This window comes from Rathayibacter sp. AY1C4, from assembly GCF_002932195.1.
In the GTDB taxonomy this organism is placed as follows: Bacteria; Actinomycetota; Actinomycetes; order Actinomycetales; family Microbacteriaceae; genus Rathayibacter.
In genome coordinates this window covers 25809-42567 of record NZ_PSWE01000029.1, presented here as the reverse complement: position 1 = coordinate 42567, position 16759 = coordinate 25809, and the positions used below count along the sequence as shown (strand labels likewise).

Here is a 16759-nt window from a genome sequence, read left to right as displayed (position 1 = left end):
GGGGCCGATGGCGTCGGCTTCGAGGACGCGGCCGGTGCGGCGGTTCTCGCCTTCGCCCCAGGCGACGGTGCGCTCGTAGCCGACGACGATCACGGCGTCGCCCTTGTGGAGGGAGGCGAGCACGTGCTCGCCGAGTTCGAACTTCGCTTCCACGTAGTGCGTGGTCGGGGCGTCGTGCGGGGTCCACTCCCCCGCGCGGTATTCGCCGGTGTTCTCGATGACGCGCAGCTTCACGATCTGTACGCGGCCCGCCTGCACGGCCTCGGGGTCGGCGGCGAGGTTGCCGGTGATGGTCCTGGTACTCATTTGCCTTCTCCTGCTGGTTCGGTTCGTGGGTCGTCCCGTCGACGTCGGCGGGATCTCGTCTGTGGCGTCAGCCGCGGGGTTGTCAGTGGGGCGCGGCTCTATGCCCCAGGACGCGAGAGCGTCGCGTCGGGTGACCTCGACGGGCGGCTCGGACAGCGCCCTGCGCTGTTCGAGCTCGGCGCGCGTCACGGCGTAGGCCGGGAGACGCCGCTCGTCGCCGTAGGCGAGGCGGTAGTACCGATCGGCCTCGTTCTCCGCCCAGTCGACCTCGCCCTGCCGGTCCGCGCGCCCGGCGAGATACCCTGCCCGGTACTCGTCGCTCTCGACGTTCGGGCCGGTCACGCTGCGTGCTTCTCGATGAGGTCAGGGCGGAACCCCGACCAGTGATCCTCGTCGCTCGCGACGACCACCGGGGCGGCGGAGTAGCCCAGCTCCTCCGTGACGTAGGCGAGCGCTGCGGGGTTCGTCGTGACGTCGACAGTCGTGTACTCGATGCCCTTCGCGTCGAGGGCTCGGTAGGTCGCGGTGCACTGCACGCACGACGGCTTCGAGTAGACGGTCAGAGCCATGAGGAATCCTCCAGATAGAACTCCATGTGCGCTTCGAACTCCTCGCGCTTCTCCTCGGCGCAGTGCGCGTGGATCCACCACCCGGCCGCGTCGCGGTCACCGGCCTTGTCGAGCATCTGCGCGATCACGTTGACCTTCTCGCAGGAGAGAGTGGGCGAGACGGTCATCGCCACGCGGAAATTCGCGAGGGCCGCGGTGTAGGTAGCGCCCGCGGTGAGGAACGCGGTCACCGCCTCGTCGTAGGCGTCCGCCGCCGCGAGATAGATCGTCACTGCGTCGGCCTTCGGCTGCTCGGTCATCGCTTCGCTCCTTCCGGGGTGTGCGCGTCGCCCTCGTCGTCGTCGGTCGCGTGCTCCGCGATCCACAGGTCGGCGGCCTCGTCTCGTCCGAATGCTCGCAGGAGTCCGGCCAACGCGTCGACCTCGCAGCAGCTCATCCGGACGGCCAGATCGTCGGCGGTGTCCCCGTGGGAGAACACGGACACGAACTCGGCCACCGCCTCCGGGAGGGTCGGTGTCTGCGGTTCGGTGGTGGCGGTGTCGGTCATGGTGAAGTCCTCTCGTCGTCGGGTCCCGGGCGGTAGTCCTGCCCTGCCCCTCCCCCTCGTTTTTTTGCCGTGATTCTCAATCAGATTTGTCAAGCCAGCGGGGGTGGTCTGGCCGGATCGTTCTTCCTTCTCTCCCAGCGTTTTTTTGCCTGGAAGGCACGTAGTGCCGAGCAGGGTCGGAGGTGGGAGCGCAACCCGGAGGGCGGAGGAGGAGAGGTTGTCGGCGCGATGGGAGGGAGCGCAGCGACCGCGTGCCGAGAAGCTCGGAGGAGCCGGCCGCGCAGCGGCTTGCGTGGACGCCGGAGGCCCGTACGCTGCCGAAGGCTTCCAGGCAAAAATTCGCGCAGCGCACGACACCGCGCCGGCCTGAGGTCGGCGTCCGCTTGTTCGCGATCTGATGCGCGGAATTGCGGCCGCTCGAAACGGTCCCGACGCTGGACGTCCTAGCGACCGCTCTGCAATGCAGAGTACAGTTGCTCTACACCACAGAGTGATCGGAGCATCATGTCGCTGACTCGCACGCCCTTAGAAGAACGGGTCCGAGACGCGCGGCACGTGTCATCACTTCCGCTGATCGTCTCCGGCGTCGGAGTGGTAACAGCCGGACTGCTGCCCCTGGCCGGTTCGACGCTCTTCACCGTCGGCTTCCTGATACCTGCCTTCACGAGCATCGCTCTCTGGCTCGTGTTGAGGGCTACTGCTGCTCACGCAGGTGTGGGAATGGGGCGCGAGCGCATGGGGCCGGTCGCGGCTGTCATCGCCACTATCTCGATCTTGACGTTTCTGCCCACGATGTTCGCCGGTCCGGCCTTCCTCGTTGAGTTCGTCGGTCCGGCATTCCTTGTCGGGGTGCTCCTGTTCGCGATCGGTTGGCGACTCGAGAATCGCAGCCAGTGGCTTGCTGGCCTCGGGGTGGCAGTAGTTTCCCCCTTCCTCTTCAACAGTTTCTTGCAGGGCGCCGCCGCCGAGAGCGGGTTGACCCCGGGTGATTCCTACGGTTCCACGCCTCTGTCGATCGATGGCGTCGTTCTCGCGATCGCCGGCATCACCGTCGTCGTTCTGGGTATTACTGCTTTCCGGCAGGAGACGGGACGTGCCCGTGACACCAGGCGCTGAGGAGTCGACCGACGACGAGTTCGCGTCCTTGGACGATGCCGTCCACCAACGAACACGTCTTGCGATTTTGACCATCCTTCACGAGGCTGGCGAAGCCGACTTCCGGTTCCTGCGCGCGACCCTCGACCTCACCGACGGCAACCTTGGGCGACACCTCGAAGTCCTACTCAGGGCCGGTCACATCACCACACGACGGGGCTACGACGGCCGCCGAGCCAAGAACTGGGTCGCTCTCACTCCTCAGGGCACCGCCGCCCTCAGCATCGAAGTCGAAGCACTGCGCGCGATTGTCGCGCGCGTCGATCGCGCGCAGAATCCCTGACCAGGATTACCCCGCAGCGAGGTGGTTCACCACGAGTGACGGTTGCCGATGCCCTCCCACGGATTCCCGCCAGCACCGAGACCACGAGCCGCCGACCCATCTGCGATCGTCCCTGACGCGAACGCGGCGGGCTCTGCGCCTGTGGGGTGATAGCTGGTCTGGTCGCGGAAAATTGCCCAGATGACGTTGATGCGGCGTCGGGCGAGTGCGATCAGTGCCTGCTTGTGCGACTTGCCCTCGCCACGTTTTCGCTCGTAGAACGAGCGAGAGACCGGGCAGTTCCTCGACGCGATGAACGCCGCTTGGAAGCAGGCGTTCAACAGCCGCCGGTCGTAGCGCCGTGGCCGGTGGTGGTTGCCGGAGATCTTCCCGGAGTCGCGCGGCACGGGAGCGAGGCCCGCGAAGCTGGCCAGCCGGTCGGGCGTCTCGAATGCGGCGAGGTCAGTACCGGTTGCGGCGAGGAAGTCCGCGGCGAGCCTGCGCCCAAATCCGGGGAGCGACACGAGCAGATCCGCAGAACTGCTGTCCTGTAGAACGGCGTCGATCTCGGCCTCGAGCTCGGCGAGTTCGTCGCGGATGCGGAGCAGATCGCGGGCGGACCGGCTCACCAGCCGGGCCGCGGCATCCTCCCCCGCGACGACCGAGGTCTGCTCGCGCGCGGCTTCCACCGCCGTCTTAGCGACGGCCGCGGACTTCCAACAGCCCTGCCCCTTCAACCACGACGCCAGACGGCTCTCCCCCGTCTGCCTGATCGCGGACGGCGTCGCGTACCGGGTGAGCAGCACCAGAGGTCCCCTGGTCGTCGCGTAGTTGAACGCTCCCTCGAGTGACGGGAAGTAGTGGACCAGGATGGCGCGTAGCCGATTTACGGCGCGGGTGCGGTCGTGCACCAGGTCCTCGCGCCGGGCTGAGAGCAGGCGCAGCTCCGCGGTGACGTCGTCGGCCTGCCGCATCAGCGTCACGTCTCGTCGGGTCCGGGCCTGGTCGGCGATGATGACCGCGTCCTTCGCGTCCGTCTTTGCCTCGCCTCGGTAGGCGCCCGAGGCGTGATGAACGACCCGGCCCGAGATGTAGAACAGCGGCTGCGCGTGGGAGCTGAGCAGCGTCTGCAGCAGCCCCGTTCCGCCGTGGTTGAGGTCCGTCGCCCACGCGACGTCGGTGCCACCCGGCAAGGAGGCGACGTCGCCCATCAGGGTCAGGATCGCTGACTCTCGGTTCTTGAAGCGCTGCGAGAGCAGCTTGGTTCCGTTGCCGTCGATGACGACGCAGTGGTGTTCGGTCTTGCCGGCGTCGATACCGGCCCAGAGTTGTGGCATGCAGGGTCCTTCCGTTGAGGGGTGCGGTGCGCGATGAACGACCTTGCCGGCATGTCCTTACGGGGCGATCTGGTCGCGTTTCTCAATGAGCGGTCCTGCCGTTGCGGGGTCCCGGGCGGCTAATCACGGCGTGCCATCAGTCGGCTGAAGGCGGTCAGCCATACCCGGGATCCCTGGCGCGTTCCGGAGCCTACAACTGCCCCGGATCCACGGAAATAACGGTAAGGAAGGCGGTTTTCCGCCTTAGCAACCGGAGGGCGCAGTGCAATCCGCAGGGCGAGGGGGGAGAGAGTTTCGGCGCGAAATAAGGGAGCGCCGCGACCGCGTGCCGAAAGTCTCGGAGGAGTCGGTGGCGCAGCCACTTGAACGGAGCCCGTAGGTAGCTACGAGCGCAGCGAAGCGGAGGGAGCCGCCGAAGGCTTCACGGCAAAGAAGCGTGAGCCCAACGGGCGAACATCAGCGGCCGGCACCGCCGGCCGAACCTCTGGGCGGCGCTCCGTCGCTGCTGCGCGAGTGCAGCTCGCGCCCCGGAACGGGATACCGGGGAGCGTGAGGGGTTACCCCTCATGGGGCGGCAACGCCGACCCTCCCCCACCGTCGACCGCGACATGCTGACTTGTAAACATGCCTACAAGTCAGCACGTGCTGTGGGGACTCGAACGTCCGTCACCACAGTTGCCGAGCCGTGGGTTCGAACAGCGCCGCCGCCACCGCGCAGGTCCCCCGGAAGATAGCGGCGCCGACGCGCAGTAGCTCGTGGGTCATCCGATCCCGCGTCTGCCGGCTGCTCCCAATCACGGGGTCACCGCGGATGGCGAGTGACGGCCTGGGAGGGCCGGACGGCCCGGTAGGCATGTAGGGAAGTTGACTTGATTACATGCTTACTTGTCATCAGCTTTGTGTCCCTCGTACTGGGCGAGGAGGAGTTGAAAGGCTTCCGCAGCGAGCACCTGTACGGGGACGCCCTGCTCGGCCGCCAGGATCTTCACCGCTCGGATCGAGTCCTGGGGGAGTCGGACGGAGAACACGGCGAGCTGGGTCGGCGGCACGAAGGTGCCTTCGCCCGCCTGGGCTCTCTTCGGTCGAGCTGCGCGGCCCGCGGCCGCAAAGCGGTTCTCGCTCACTTGACGATTCCCTTCAACTCCGCGAGCACGTTTCGGTACTGGCCAGGATCGGTGATCGGCAGGCCGTACGCCATCGCGAGAGCCTGCGCCTGCGGGATCTCGCTCGTCAGGACGGGGACGCCGAACGGTTCGAGCGCGTCGCGGATCTGCCCAGCGGCGACCGTGCGCTTGACCACTCGGGTGAGGAGGGTGAAGGCCGGCGCGTCCGTGAGGGCTTGAACCTGCTCGATGAGGTTGACCGTCTCCGCGTACTGGGAGAAGTCGCCGCTGGTGGGTTGGATCGGGATCAGGATCAGGTCAGCGGCTCGAGCTGCTGACGTCGTGATACCCAGGTCGCCCGGGGGAGTGTCGATGAGCACGTTCTGGTGGCTGCTGCTCAACCAGGGCTGCTTGTGGATCGTGTTGCGAGGCAGCCCGGTCGCGTCCCAACCGAGGGTGTTGGCCCAGTCGAGCGCGCTGCCCTGCGGGTCGCCGTCGACAATGAGCACGCTCTCCCCGGTCTCGCGAAGCGCTGCTGCGAGATGGATGACGGTCGAGGTCTTGCCCGACCCGCCTTTCAGGTTCACTACCGCTGTAATCATGATGACAAGACTACCAGTCTGCATGCTGACATGTAAACATGCTGACGTGCTGACTTGGGGGATGCGCGGTTACTGGGGCCGTCGCTCGACGGCGGACGCCCAGACCCACAGTCGGCGGCTGGCGTCGCGGTCCTGCCACTCGACCATGACGGCTCGGGCGGTCCAGGCGATAGCGAAGCCCTCAACGCGAACGGGGGTGCCGGGGTAGCGGACCCAAGCCCAGACGGGCAGGGGAGTGGCGGCCCAGGTGGGCCGCTGCCGGGTCTTGTCTAGCTCGTCGTCGGTCAGGCCGATGGGGTGGCCGCGGCCGGCTGTCTCTTCGATGCGTCGATCGATCTGTGCGCCGACGTGGCGCTCGTAGCGTCGGTTCGTTCCCACGCCGCCAGTAGAACATATGTTCGAACGCGTGCGGTCGACGTCATGCGGCGGTCGAGGACCACCAGAGCGAGCCGGGGGCGAGCATGCCGGTGCGTCCCCAGTGCAGCGCCTCGCGGTGATCGCCGCGGCCGGCGGCGTCGCGGGGGTAGAGCGGCCAGACGCGCTCGCCAGCGGTGCTGTCCTCGAACAGGGGACGGCTCGACACGTGTCGGCGTCGCGGGCGTTGCCTGGGGGAGGAGGAGCGGTGCGCGAGCTCGGCTTGCCACCAGGCCCACACTTCGCGCTCGACGTCGTAGCGGTGCGCTCGATCCGTCAACGCTCCGTCGACCCCGATCGCACGAGCGGCGGCGGTTCGGCGGTCACGCTTGGCCTGGGTCCAGCCGTTGGTGTGCTTGACGATGAGCCGGTGTGTGCGCAGGCGGGAGAGGGCGGTGGCGGCGGTGCGGGTGGTCACTCCCAGCAGGGTGGCTGCGGCGTCGAGAGCGAGGGTCCCTTCTCGGCGCAAGAGCGCGTACGCCTTGCCTGCCAGGTGTCCGAGGCCGGCGCGAGTGAAGAGGTCGTGCCGAGTGTCCGTGAGGTCCGCCTCGAGCGTGGTGAGCAGCATGGCTCGTTCGGTGAAAAGCGGCCCGGGGGGGCGGGGGTTATTAGTGGTTGTGACCGGACTTTGCAGGGAGCCTGTGGAAAAGTGCTCGGACAGTCGCCATTCGCTGGCGTTGGATCCGTCCGCGCGGACGACGAGCTGCACGTAGCCGTCCTCGCGCAGCGTCCGCAGGGCGCTTGCCGCGGTGGTGCGGCCCAGGCCGGCCAGGAGGGCCAGGTCGCGGATGGACGCGGCCACGGTGCGCTTGCCGGTGTGCAAGGTGAGGTAGGCCAGGGCGGTGAGGATCGTCTTCTCCGACGTCGCCCGCTCGGTCCTGCCCCACCGGCCCGGGCTCACCCGGAACCGGTCGAGGAGGGCGCTGACGGCGCCGACGAGGCTGTCCAGCTCCGCTAGGTCGCCCGGTTCGCGCTCGGGCGGGAGAACGGCGTGCAGCGCCGCGTACTGGCGGGCCCTCTCCCACTGCCGCGCCAGGCGCTCCGCAGCCTCGTCGCGGGCGCGGGGCCGGCGGTGGCCGCGCCCGGTGTTCTTGGTCCGGTAGTGCTCCATCCCGGGAGCGGTCCGGGCGGCGTGCTCGACGTCGGTGTCAGACCAGCCGGCGTGCGCAGCGGAGAGCAGGCACATGAACGCGGTCCACGAGGGATTCGCGCCGCCGCCGGGCGTGGCCATGTGCGCGGCGCCGGCAGCGCTGAGCGTCCGGTGCGTTTGGTGTGCGGTGGCGGTGGGTACTGGGGGAGTGGCGTCGACGCGCAGCGGCGGCCGGGACTCTTCCAGCGCGACCGTGACGGCATCGATGGCGGCCGCGGTGACGTTCGTATCCAGCAGCTCCTCCGCGCGGCCTCGGAGGACGGTCGAGAAGCTGCCGTCGCGGTGCGGGGAGAGCGGCGGACGGGCGGCGCCGGTGCGCGGGTTGCGGAGCATCCCGTGATCGAGGGTGCGGAAGTTTGCTCGAGCGGCGATCGCCAATCGGGCCACCTGCTCGGCTGGGGCGGCTTCCGCGAGAGCGACCCACAGGTGGCGGCCTCCGGTGCCGGAGGACTGACAGACGATGTGAGCGACCTGGTGGGCGTCGAGGACAGCGGAAAGCGCGTCGCAGTCGTCCGCGGCCTGCTCCATGAGCTCGGCGTCGACGCCGTGGGAGTCTTTGCCGTCGAAGTCGAAGCACAGCAGCCGGAACGCTCCAGCGTCATCGGTGAGGTAGATCGCCCACGGCGCGGCCGGCGCGACGGGGGAGACGGGGAACGCGGCCGGATAGGCGTTCTCGTCCAGGCGCCCGTAGGCGTCCGGGCGCATCGTGCGCACCGCGGCACGGGGGCTCAGCCGGCGCGTCAGCGTCCACGGCGCCGAGAAGAGGTCAACTTCGGCGTTTTGGGCGTGCGCAGACACAGCAATGTGGCTTACGATGAGGTCACTTCTCCTCCCTCGGGTGGGGATGACGAAGGCCCGGCCTGAGAAACCGGTACTTCTGGAACTGCTTCACACCTGTTAGCCCTGGTAAGCGAGGGTGTGAAGCGAGAGCTTCTAGGCCCGTCGCGTGAGCGGCGGGCCTAATGCGTTAAGTCGTGGTGATCGGCAACTCCTCGTTCGGCTCGGTCTCGGAGGTCCACCACACCGGCAGCCCTCGAGAATCGACCTCGATGCTCTCTACCAGGCGTTCGAAGAACACAGCCGACGACACATTGGCGTGACGCGCGAGCTGATCGAAACGGTCCTTCGCCGCGCGCTCGACCTTCCAGCCGGTCGCTACGGCGTCATTGAGCGAGCCGCGAGGTCGCCTGGGAGTAGCCATGCCTGAAAACATACCGCTGTCGCTAGCGATCGCGAGACGCGCTGCCCGGTGTGTCGCCGTCACAGGTCGAGCGAGCGTCGCGCGGCGACCACGAACGACGCGATCGAGTTGGGGTCGACGCGGAGATCTTCGCCCAGATGGATCAGGAGCCCCAACCGGTCGAGCGCTTCGACTTTGAGGCGCACCGCGGACGGCCGCAGGCGAGTAGCGCGCGCCAGCAGCTCCGGCGATGCCGCCGTGTCCGCGAGGAAGCTCAGCACACGGGTCATGTCCGGCTCGACAAGCGTCTGAATAGCTCCAAGCGCATCAGTGCCGTTCCCGGGGCCAAAGGCTTTAGTGCTCATCATCGATGCGCCCCCAAATCTGTCAACGAATATCCGTGCGGGTACTGGGCCGACCCCGTTACGCCTTGAACAAATCGCGGACTTGCGGGACGAGGGGCGCGCGCCGTGAGGCGATTCCGCACGCTCATTGCAGCAGCGGAAAGCGCCGAGACAAAGGCGTTGGTTCGAGGAAGTCCCAGCGCCTGACTCACACGCTTATCGCCAATCCATGTGCTGAGGATCAGCCGCGCGAAGGGGCGGACAGGCGTCGGCATAGTTGAGCGGATGACTCCGACTGTCCAGTCGGTCAACTCTTGCCCCTCACGCGACCAGGCAATCCGATCCTCCTCATAGGAGCGATAGAAGGAGTTTGCGGCATCTACGTCCTCTGGAACATTACTGAGCCCCATTGCGCGGCCAAGATTCGCGTAGAAGTCGATTGTTGCAACTTGCTCCGCCGACGTCAGCTCACGCCACCCATGCTTCTCTATCCACCGCATCGGTACTATTGCAAGACTGAAGAGAACATAGAGGAAATCTTCGCTGGGCGCTTTCACGTGGCGATGAGCCGAGACAAGTAGGTCGATCATTTCGAGCGCGCGATCTGACTGAAGTTCTCCGTCGATGAGTTCGTAGAGAATGAGCGCAGTGTCTACTGAGCGTTTTCTGGGTTCCGACTTGATAGCACCTGAACGGTGAAGCGTCCGAGCGATCGACGGGACAGCGAAGGACCGGTAGTAACTGAGCATCAGACCGATCTGCGCGTCGCGAGGCAGATCGAACATCACGAGCTGACGGTAGGTGTCGGCCCATGCCTCCCGCGGCGCAGCCGCGAGCGCACGGAGCCGTGCGGCGTGCGACGCGTGCATGAAACCACCCCCCGTCTGGCCGCTAACGACCAGTGTTGTACGTGTTCAATGAACCATAATGTGTCCGTGTGGTCAAAACCGGTACGCGCCCTCGTGTCGAGGGTGATGCTCGCTGCGAAGCTTCCGCGACCCCTGACCGCGGAGAGCCTGCTCGCCTACATGGAGGACCTTTGCGGAAGAGACATCGTGTTTCGTGACACGCCTCCCGCTCTCCTGCACGGGGGAGTGGTGAGCTACTGGCAGCGGACAAGTAGCAATAAGAACGTCATGTACATTCCCCACGACACGACGCGTCTACACCGCAAGCACAACCTGCAACATGAATACGGACACGTGCTGATGTGGTTCTTCCTCGATCAACAGGGGGTAACGATTGGAGTCGATCGGGAGGATCTAGCGGAGGCCATCGCAGACGCCCTCGCGAAAATTCAAGCGGCTGACGCGCTGGACCAGTCGATGCAACGCAACATAGGTTTCGGCGGAACGCTATGGTGATGATTCTCGAGTGGGTCATCGTTGCAGCAAGCGCTCTTCCAGTCATCGCCCTAATTGCGACACGAAATGCCTTCAAATATCCTTTGTTGACGATAGGGTGCGTGGGCTTTGCGATACTCCTTGCCCTAAAGAACACGCTTCTCTACACAGTCATCGATCAGGCTGTAGGCGGCCACAACCGGGCCGTTCTGCTAATGCACATGGCTGGACTCGTCGCAACCATCATCTTCGATGACATAATTATTCGTTCCGCCACTTCAACAAAAATCCGGACGCGCTTGCGGTTCACCGTCTACTTGCTTGGTCTGACGGGCGCGTGCCTACAGGTGGCGGTCTTTATGGCCAGCAGCTGGCCTATTACCGATGTCGAGCTTATCTACTATGACCGCGAAACGTCGGCGCTCGCGTTCAAATCGGTGCTTTGGCTTTCTCTCATCACGACAGCAAGTATGGGGCTTGTTGCCTGCCGTAGGAACATCCGTGTTCACTTCGGTTTTCATCGACGGCTGCCTATCTACTTGATCGCCATCGGTTGTTTCGGAGTGCTGCTAGTGACTCTGCTCGTTGCTAGGGGCTGGGTAGATTCGGTCCACATCTCCAAAGGGATGGATCTGGCCCTGTCGCTGGCGGGCGGGGCTTTCCTCGCGGCCGGCTTCAGCTACGCACCGATTACTGACCGGTGGCGGGCTCGTCAGCAGCACCAGCGCGAGCGATACCATCTGGTCAGACTGAGGCCGATCTGGACGGACCTCATGACGCAAATTCCGGCGGCGCGACGCCGGAACGGTGGCCGTGATGATGATGATTACAGCGAGCTGTATGGCTACCTCTCCGAGTGCGAGGACGCCCTATTACTTCATGCGAATCTCTCTGGCGACCAGTACAGAGTGTTAGAAGAAGCCCGCGCCTACGTGCACGAACGACAGGGAGTACCTCATGACTGATTCCGAGTCAGGAGCGGGCACCCCAACGAGCCCCGGTGGGATCACCGTCTCGAAGGAGGAGCTGGCGCAGCGTCTGCGACTCGCAACCGACCGGTACGAAACCATGCACGGGCGTCAGCCGTCCTGGGCCGTGGTGGAGGAACACGTCAAGGCCGCGGGGGTCGACCTCTCTCGCACCAAATGGCACTACATGCTGTCCGGCTCTCACGTCCTCGCAAAGGACATTAGCGTGTTCGAGGCGCTGGGCGATCTGTTTGACGTCCCCTCCACCTTTTTCTATCGGGCCGAAGAAAATGTGCCGCCGCAGCTTCAAGAGGCTATGCCGGCCGTCCTCGACCTTCGGAGAAATCGAGTCCGAAGAGAAATGCGCTCTATCGGGGAGATTTCACCCGAAGCAGAGGCGGCAATGGAACGCATCCTTGCGGAGCTTGAAGCGGAATAAATGTGCTAGGGCGTGTGACTGCTTTTGATCCACGATGTGAAGCCGTCGAGTACTTCATCGAATCGCTCGGTGTCTATCGAGTACATGACCGATACCCCGCGACGTCCACCGGGTGGAAGATGAGTACTCACGCGGACGATACCGGCACTTTCGAGCGTTGAGAGACAGCGCGAGAGCGATGCGTCGGTCATATCGACGGAACGTTTTAAATCTCCGAAGTACATTCCGGTTTCGCCCCACAATGCGCGGATGACTTCGCCGTTTTTCTTCGCCAGAACGGCTTGAGTCAACAGAACCTCCGGTGGCAAGGCAGGCACATCGGGGGTGCCGGGCTCGGAGGTCATCACAACATCATGGCGTATGGGGTCCCCGCCGAGACATCTTCGGGTATCGATGCGCAAGTAAGACTGCACCGGCTGAGTTCCGGATGTCAACTCATGCAATCATGACCCCAAAAAGTGATATCTTCGAGGTGTGGGGGTGGCTGTCGCTCCTGCTCATCTCGCAGGGGGCACAACTTGAGTGCAGTTCACCAGCGGACCGTAAGCGAGCGGTGCGCACGCGCATGGCTGCTTGGGGTGTCCGTTTCGATCGCAGGACTCCTCTCGGCCTGCTCACCACCCGCTGCCCCTCCGACTGCTGAGAACTCGCAAGCTCAGACGCCGGCCGTCTCGACCAGTTCTGATGCCGCCGAGGGTTCGCCGGCGCCGGCCGCATCAGCGACCGAGGCGGCGCCGGTCGACGCCGAGCCGGCTCCGGCTCCGAGTGTCGAGGCCGACACTCTTGCGACCGCCACGGCCGCTGTCACGGCGTTCTGCCGGCCCTCCCTGGATTACGACACGTGGATCGCTGAGCTGTACCCGTTCCTCAGCCAGCAAGCGGCGGTCGCCTACGAAACGGTCGACCCTGCCAACGTGCCCTGCACGACCGTCATTGGTGCCGCGTCGGTCCGGGACGGGGACGGCGCCTTCACGATGCGGATCCGGGTTCCCACGGATGCGGGGGAGTACTCCGTGTACGTCCACCGCACCGTCGAGACCGGTCCGTGGGCTGTCGAGCAGATCACCCCCTTGGCGTCGGAGTAGCCCGGTGGCGAAGGGGGGAATGGGGGTTCTCGCGGCGGTCCTGGCACCGCTTCTCGCGATTGCACTGCTGTTGTGGCTGCTGTTCTTCGGCGCCGCTGAGGATGCGGCCGCAGCATGCCTGCCTGGCGGCGGACCGGTGAACGTGTCCGCGATCCCCGCGGACGCGAAGGTCGGGGCCTACGGGCACGACCAGCTCGTGAACGCTGCGCTGATCGTCAACGCGGGCGCCGCGAAGGGCCTCGGCGCCGATGGGCAGACGCTCGGCGTGCAGACGGCGATCGGGGAGTCCTCCCTGGTGAACATCAACTACGGGGACGGAGCGATCAACCCGGACGGTTCGGTCGCTGACTCGATCGGCCTGTTCCAGCAGCAGTCGAGCTGGGGCACCGTCGAGCAGCGCATGGACCCGACGACCTCGGCGGGCTTCTTCTACGACCGCCTCGTGGCTGTCGAGGGCTGGCAGGCGATGGAGCCGTCCATCGCGATCAACAGGGTGCAGCGCAACGCCGACCCGAACCACTACACGAAGTACCGCGCCGACGCCGTGGCGATCATGACCTACCTCATCGGCCTCGGCAGCAGCACGACCGCGACGACGACGGTGGCACCGGTGAGTGCCCCGTCGACGCCGATCGGCACCGCGCCCGCCTCACCGGCGCCGGTCGGTGGATGCGTCGCCGTGTCCGGCGATGCGCAGGCTCTCGCAGCGAACCTCGTCGTGGCCATGGACGCTGGCAACCTGACCCTTCTCGAGGACCGCTACGCGCAGCAGATCCGCGACATGGCTGCGGGCACCCCCAAGGAGAACTGCGCGATCGATGTCCGCATTCTCCAGATCATCACGATCGCCCTGAACACGTTCGGGAAGATCGGCGTCTCCGACCTCAACCGCCAGTGCACCGGGAGCCTGCTCGGCGCAGGCACCGGTTCCTCCCACTGGATGAACGGCGGCGGGAACGCCGTGGATTTTTACAGCTTCGCCGGCACCGCCACAACCGGCTGCGACCCCAACGCCCTCCAGCTCCTCGACGTCCTCGACCCTCAGGTGCCCCAGGGCTCTCGAGCCGGCCAGATCCAGTGCCGCTCGACCACGTATCAGCACATCACCCAGTTCGGTGACACCCCGAACCACCTGCACTTCGACGTCGCCTACGCCGACGGCCCGCTCACCACCGGATAACCGGACCCTTTCGACGTCGCACCCGCGGCGCCGATCACCCCGCACCACCCAACACAGAAAACGGAGCACACCATGTCTGCCCTGCTCGCAGCAACCACCGACATCCTCACCACCGCGGGCGCGCTCGGCGCGGTCGTGCCGGACCCGGGTCCCGGCGGCATGCCGCCCGGGTTCGAGGCCTTCACCACGGTCATGGGCTGGGCCAAGTGGGTCGGCCTCGGCGTCGCCGTCGTCGGCCTGATCATCCTCGGCGTCACCATGACCGTCTCCGCCCGCCGCGGCGAAGGCGGCGAAATCGGCGGCTGGCTCGGCCGCCTGCTCATCGGCGTGATCATCATCTCCGCCGCCTTCACCGTCGTCGGCTTCCTGATGGGCGCGTAGCGTCCCGGGAAACCACCACGACACCACCAACAGGAAGGCAAGGGACGTCATGAACGACTCCGAACCGCGCAACCCGTTCACCACGAAGGGCTTCATCATCGGAGCAACCGTCGTCGGAGTACTCGCCCTCTCAGGCATCGTGCTCGGCGTGACGTCCCTGGACGCCGGGGGAGGCGGAACCACTACCGCCGACCCCGGCGTCTCCACCCCCAACCCCAGCTCCACCCTCTCGGCGGAGGCCGAAAGCGTTTGTGGGCTCCCCGGCTACGAGGAGACCGGAACGCTTACCGCCGCCCCGACAACTGAGTGGACCATCGTCGGCACGATGGCCGCTCCTGAGTCAGCGGTCGTCGGTCCCGGAATTACCGGCACCGATGGGGTGCGCTCCTGTTACGCCCACACGCCTGAGGGAGCCCTGTTCGCGATTGCCAACGTCTGGGCAATGGGAACTGACGCCCGCCTGTCCTCGTTGGTGACCGCACAGCTCACGGTGCCAGGTGCCGGGCGAGACGCAGCATTGGCCAAAGACACAACCCAGAGCAACACGGGTTTGAGCGCGCAGATCGCCGGGTTCAAGCTGCTGTCCTATTCGGGTACAGATGCGACAGTCGACACTGCTTTCCAGGTAAGCAACGGCTCTCTCCTCAGCTTCGCCTACGCGTTGAAGTGGGTAGAAGGCGACTGGAAGATCGTCCTCACCGATGAAGGCGATCCCACCTTTCGCCCTGTCGCCCTGCAAAGCCTGGGCGGTTATGTGACGTGGAGTGGCGTCTCGTGACCCCCGCACCTACTGGCGAGCCTTGCAGCCCCGCGGACGTCTTCTGCTGGACCGGCGCAGCTATCGGCAACGTCGTCTCGAAGGCGTCGAACGACGCCCTGCAGCAGTTCGTCAACAACATACTGGAGGGCTACGGCAAGGCCATCGCCTCGCTCGGCACCGTCTGGATGAACGTGCCCTCCCCGGTCACGGTCGTGGACCAGGGCGGCGGCGTCAACGGCGGCGGCACACCGCCGCTACCGGAGGCGTTCGAGACGATCCTCGGCTACGTGACGTGGGTCTCCGCGGGCCTGGCCGTCATGTCCCTGATCGTCGCTGGCGTGATGATGGCGAGCCGTCGCCGGCACGGCGACGGCGAAGCTCACATGGGCCGCATCGGCGTCATCCTCCTGGCCGTACTGCTGCTGTCCTCGGCGTCGGCGCTCGTGACCGGGTTCCTGCCGCTGGCGATGCACCTGAACGAGTCCTCCTCGGTCGTCGGCTGGGTGCAGGGGCAGTTGCAGTGGTACACCGGGGGCCTCGCGATCCTCGCGATCCTCGTCGCGGCGGGCCGCATGGTGTGGACGCAGCGCGCTCTGCCGCTGCGCGAGCTGGCTGGGTCCGTCATCACGCTGATCGCTGTGGCCGGCGCGGGCCTGGTCGTCATCCGCCTGGCGACGCAAGCGGGGGATGAGTTCTCGATCTGGATTCTCAACAACTCGACCGACTGCGACGTGTCGCAGCAGGGCGAGAGCAACTGCTTCGGCACCAACGTCTTCGCGATGATCGCACTCACCGCGACCTCCGGAATCGGTCTGATCGGCCTGTTCTTGCTGGGGATGCTCGCGGTGTTCATGACCTACGTGCAGATCGCGCTGATGGTGTTCCGTGGCGCGATGCTCGTCGTCCTGGCCGGGATCTTCCCGCTCGCCGCCTCGTTCACGAACACCGAGATCGGTCGGCAGTGGTTCAAGAAGGCGATGGCCTGGACCCTCGCCTTCATCCTCTACAAGCCCGCCGCGGCGATCGTGTACGCGATCGCCTTCCGGATGACCGGCACCGACCTGTTCAAGTCAGACGGCACGGGGCTCTTCCAGATCGTGACGGGCCTGGCCCTGATGCTGATCGCGCTCGTGGCCCTGCCCGCGCTGATGCGCTTCCTCGTGCCGGCCGTTGCGTCGGTCGGCGGGGGCGGTGCCGCGGGCCTGCTGCTGGGAGCTGCGGCCCTTTCGGCCGCGGGTGACGTCGCGACGGGCGCGATCCGTGCCAGCAACAACGGCGGCGGGGGAGGCGGTGGCGGTGGCGGCAACAGCTCGTCTACGGACGGACCGACCGGCAGCACATCGTCACCGGGCTCTCCCGCGTCATCCCCGGGCGCTGACCCTTCCGGGTCGGCGGCAACGGCGGGTAGCGGCGCGGGTGCGGGTGCGGGAAGTGCCGCGACCAGTGGTGCAGGAGCCGGAGCGTCGAGCGGCGCCGGGGCAGGCGCAGCAGCGGGCGGGGCGGCGGCTGCCGCCGGTCCGATCGGCGCCGGGATTGCCGTCGCGACGAAGGCGGCGGAGGGCGCGAAGCATGCCGCGCAGGCGGTCAAGGCGGGCACCGAAGAGGCGACCGGTAGCAACGAGAACGGGAGCTAA

The 16759-nt window shown here is 66.2% G+C and carries 22 protein-coding genes and 1 pseudogene; 10 read left to right on the top strand and 13 right to left on the bottom strand.

The annotated features are described in order from the left end of the window. The 4 genes and pseudogenes from C5C99_RS13755 to C5C99_RS13740 form a co-directional block, all read right to left on the bottom strand. Positions 1–648: pseudogene (locus C5C99_RS13755) on the bottom strand (single-stranded DNA-binding protein); the annotation flags it as partial. Beyond that, positions 645–875, bottom strand: coding sequence for a glutaredoxin-like protein NrdH (gene nrdH / locus C5C99_RS13750; protein ID WP_104224209.1), 231 nt, complete (start codon positions 873–875; stop codon positions 645–647). The gene nrdH and the pseudogene C5C99_RS13755, both read right to left, overlap by 4 nt. Then, complete coding sequence (locus C5C99_RS13745; RefSeq protein ID WP_104256210.1) at positions 866–1174, bottom strand: hypothetical protein; 309 nt, start codon at positions 1172–1174, stop codon at positions 866–868. Before C5C99_RS13745 ends, nrdH begins: the two co-directional genes overlap by 10 nt. Continuing rightward, positions 1171–1422: a hypothetical protein gene (locus C5C99_RS13740; protein WP_104224211.1), complete on the bottom strand. Its 252-nt coding sequence runs from the start codon at positions 1420–1422 to the stop codon at positions 1171–1173. Before C5C99_RS13740 ends, C5C99_RS13745 begins: the two co-directional genes overlap by 4 nt. 504 nt (positions 1423–1926) lie before the next feature. Here C5C99_RS13740 and C5C99_RS16880 point away from each other — a divergent pair. Then, positions 1927–2538 (top strand): hypothetical protein, encoded by a 612-nt coding sequence (locus C5C99_RS16880; RefSeq protein ID WP_146083192.1) that lies wholly within the window; start codon positions 1927–1929, stop codon positions 2536–2538. Then, positions 2516–2860 carry a transcriptional regulator gene (locus C5C99_RS13735; protein ID WP_258063703.1) on the top strand — a complete coding sequence of 115 codons (345 nt, stop codon included), beginning with the start codon at positions 2516–2518 and terminating at the stop codon, positions 2858–2860. The genes C5C99_RS16880 and C5C99_RS13735 overlap by 23 nt, the downstream gene beginning before the upstream one ends. A 26-nt stretch (positions 2861–2886) precedes the next feature. On the opposite strand, the gene C5C99_RS13730 is transcribed toward C5C99_RS13735, so the two are convergent. The 8 genes from C5C99_RS13730 to C5C99_RS16870 form a co-directional block, all read right to left on the bottom strand. Next, positions 2887–4176, bottom strand: a complete 1290-nt coding sequence (locus tag C5C99_RS13730) for an IS110 family transposase (protein WP_258063702.1) — start codon at positions 4174–4176, stop codon at positions 2887–2889. An 881-nt stretch (positions 4177–5057) separates the two neighbouring features. Next, positions 5058–5225 carry a ribbon-helix-helix domain-containing protein gene (locus C5C99_RS17210; protein ID WP_181074618.1) on the bottom strand — a complete coding sequence of 56 codons (168 nt, stop codon included), beginning with the start codon at positions 5223–5225 and terminating at the stop codon, positions 5058–5060. Between the two features lie 71 nt (positions 5226–5296). After that, positions 5297–5881, bottom strand: coding sequence for an AAA family ATPase (locus C5C99_RS13720; protein WP_181072910.1), 585 nt, complete (start codon positions 5879–5881; stop codon positions 5297–5299). Between the two features lie 69 nt (positions 5882–5950). Continuing rightward, positions 5951–6259 (bottom strand): hypothetical protein, encoded by a 309-nt coding sequence (locus tag C5C99_RS13715; protein ID WP_104256214.1) that lies wholly within the window; start codon positions 6257–6259, stop codon positions 5951–5953. 40 nt (positions 6260–6299) lie between these two features. After that, positions 6300–8243: a hypothetical protein gene (locus tag C5C99_RS13710; protein ID WP_104256215.1), complete on the bottom strand. Its 1944-nt coding sequence runs from the start codon at positions 8241–8243 to the stop codon at positions 6300–6302. Positions 8244–8412: 169 nt separating this feature from the next. Then, a complete protein-coding gene (locus tag C5C99_RS16875) occupies positions 8413–8646 on the bottom strand; it encodes a hypothetical protein (RefSeq protein ID WP_146076972.1) in 234 nt (77 codons plus the stop codon). 59 nt (positions 8647–8705) lie between these two features. Next, positions 8706–8915 carry a hypothetical protein gene (locus C5C99_RS13705; RefSeq protein ID WP_146085237.1) on the bottom strand — a complete coding sequence of 70 codons (210 nt, stop codon included), beginning with the start codon at positions 8913–8915 and terminating at the stop codon, positions 8706–8708. Positions 8916–8989: 74 nt separating this feature from the next. Continuing rightward, positions 8990–9757: an oxygenase MpaB family protein gene (locus tag C5C99_RS16870; RefSeq protein WP_146083194.1), complete on the bottom strand. Its 768-nt coding sequence runs from the start codon at positions 9755–9757 to the stop codon at positions 8990–8992. A 348-nt stretch (positions 9758–10105) separates the two neighbouring features. Between C5C99_RS16870 and C5C99_RS16865 the strand changes: the two genes are divergently transcribed. From C5C99_RS16865 to C5C99_RS13690, 3 genes are read left to right on the top strand one after another with little or no spacing between them, the layout of a single operon-like run. Then, positions 10106–10333 (top strand): hypothetical protein, encoded by a 228-nt coding sequence (locus tag C5C99_RS16865; protein WP_146083195.1) that lies wholly within the window; start codon positions 10106–10108, stop codon positions 10331–10333. After that, complete coding sequence (locus C5C99_RS13695) at positions 10333–11277, top strand: hypothetical protein (protein ID WP_146083196.1); 945 nt, start codon at positions 10333–10335, stop codon at positions 11275–11277. Before C5C99_RS16865 ends, C5C99_RS13695 begins: the two co-directional genes overlap by 1 nt. Then, positions 11270–11719: a hypothetical protein gene (locus C5C99_RS13690; protein WP_104256219.1), complete on the top strand. Its 450-nt coding sequence runs from the start codon at positions 11270–11272 to the stop codon at positions 11717–11719. The genes C5C99_RS13695 and C5C99_RS13690 overlap by 8 nt, the downstream gene beginning before the upstream one ends. A gap of 5 nt (positions 11720–11724) precedes the next feature. Here C5C99_RS13690 and C5C99_RS16860 read toward each other — a convergent pair whose 3' ends face one another. After that, positions 11725–12063, bottom strand: coding sequence for a helix-turn-helix transcriptional regulator (locus C5C99_RS16860; protein ID WP_146083197.1), 339 nt, complete (start codon positions 12061–12063; stop codon positions 11725–11727). Between the two features lie 234 nt (positions 12064–12297). On the opposite strand from C5C99_RS16860, the gene C5C99_RS13685 reads away from it, so the two are divergent. The 5 genes from C5C99_RS13685 (at position 12298) to C5C99_RS13665 (ending at position 16759) form a co-directional block, all read left to right on the top strand. Next, the gene (locus C5C99_RS13685) at positions 12298–12804 is read left to right on the top strand and encodes a hypothetical protein (RefSeq protein ID WP_104256220.1); all 507 of its coding nucleotides are present in this window, start codon (positions 12298–12300) and stop codon (positions 12802–12804) included. A 19-nt stretch (positions 12805–12823) separates the two neighbouring features. Beyond that, positions 12824–13984 carry a hypothetical protein gene (locus tag C5C99_RS13680; RefSeq protein ID WP_146083198.1) on the top strand — a complete coding sequence of 387 codons (1161 nt, stop codon included), beginning with the start codon at positions 12824–12826 and terminating at the stop codon, positions 13982–13984. Between the two features lie 72 nt (positions 13985–14056). After that, positions 14057–14365, top strand: coding sequence for a hypothetical protein (locus C5C99_RS13675; RefSeq protein ID WP_104256222.1), 309 nt, complete (start codon positions 14057–14059; stop codon positions 14363–14365). A gap of 49 nt (positions 14366–14414) precedes the next feature. Beyond that, positions 14415–15143: a hypothetical protein gene (locus tag C5C99_RS13670; protein WP_104256223.1), complete on the top strand. Its 729-nt coding sequence runs from the start codon at positions 14415–14417 to the stop codon at positions 15141–15143. Further along, complete coding sequence (locus C5C99_RS13665; RefSeq protein WP_104256224.1) at positions 15140–16759, top strand: hypothetical protein; 1620 nt, start codon at positions 15140–15142, stop codon at positions 16757–16759. The genes C5C99_RS13670 and C5C99_RS13665 overlap by 4 nt, the downstream gene beginning before the upstream one ends.

What these genes read in the sequence shown, in the direction of transcription:
- C5C99_RS13745 (WP_104256210.1), bottom strand. Translation starts at nt 1,174, where the DNA reads ATGACCGAGCAGCCGAAGGCCGACGCAGTGACGATCTATCTCGCGGCG.
- C5C99_RS13670 (WP_104256223.1), top strand. Translation starts at nt 14,415, where the DNA reads ATGAACGACTCCGAACCGCGCAACCCGTTCACCACGAAGGGCTTCATC.
- C5C99_RS13675 (WP_104256222.1), top strand. Translation starts at nt 14,057, where the DNA reads ATGTCTGCCCTGCTCGCAGCAACCACCGACATCCTCACCACCGCGGGC.
- C5C99_RS13690 (WP_104256219.1), top strand. Translation starts at nt 11,270, where the DNA reads ATGACTGATTCCGAGTCAGGAGCGGGCACCCCAACGAGCCCCGGTGGG.
- nrdH (WP_104224209.1), bottom strand. Translation starts at nt 875, where the DNA reads ATGGCTCTGACCGTCTACTCGAAGCCGTCGTGCGTGCAGTGCACCGCG.
- C5C99_RS13680 (WP_146083198.1), top strand. Translation starts at nt 12,824, where the DNA reads ATGGGGGTTCTCGCGGCGGTCCTGGCACCGCTTCTCGCGATTGCACTG.
- C5C99_RS16865 (WP_146083195.1), top strand. Translation starts at nt 10,106, where the DNA reads ATGTACATTCCCCACGACACGACGCGTCTACACCGCAAGCACAACCTG.
- C5C99_RS13730 (WP_258063702.1), bottom strand. Translation starts at nt 4,176, where the DNA reads ATGCCACAACTCTGGGCCGGTATCGACGCCGGCAAGACCGAACACCAC.
- C5C99_RS16860 (WP_146083197.1), bottom strand. Translation starts at nt 12,063, where the DNA reads ATGACCTCCGAGCCCGGCACCCCCGATGTGCCTGCCTTGCCACCGGAG.
- C5C99_RS13705 (WP_146085237.1), bottom strand. Translation starts at nt 8,915, where the DNA reads ATGACCCGTGTGCTGAGCTTCCTCGCGGACACGGCGGCATCGCCGGAG.
- C5C99_RS13740 (WP_104224211.1), bottom strand. Translation starts at nt 1,422, where the DNA reads ATGACCGACACCGCCACCACCGAACCGCAGACACCGACCCTCCCGGAG.
- C5C99_RS16875 (WP_146076972.1), bottom strand. Translation starts at nt 8,646, where the DNA reads ATGGCTACTCCCAGGCGACCTCGCGGCTCGCTCAATGACGCCGTAGCG.
- C5C99_RS16880 (WP_146083192.1), top strand. Translation starts at nt 1,927, where the DNA reads ATGTCGCTGACTCGCACGCCCTTAGAAGAACGGGTCCGAGACGCGCGG.
- C5C99_RS13695 (WP_146083196.1), top strand. Translation starts at nt 10,333, where the DNA reads ATGATTCTCGAGTGGGTCATCGTTGCAGCAAGCGCTCTTCCAGTCATC.
- C5C99_RS13720 (WP_181072910.1), bottom strand. Translation starts at nt 5,881, where the DNA reads ATGATTACAGCGGTAGTGAACCTGAAAGGCGGGTCGGGCAAGACCTCG.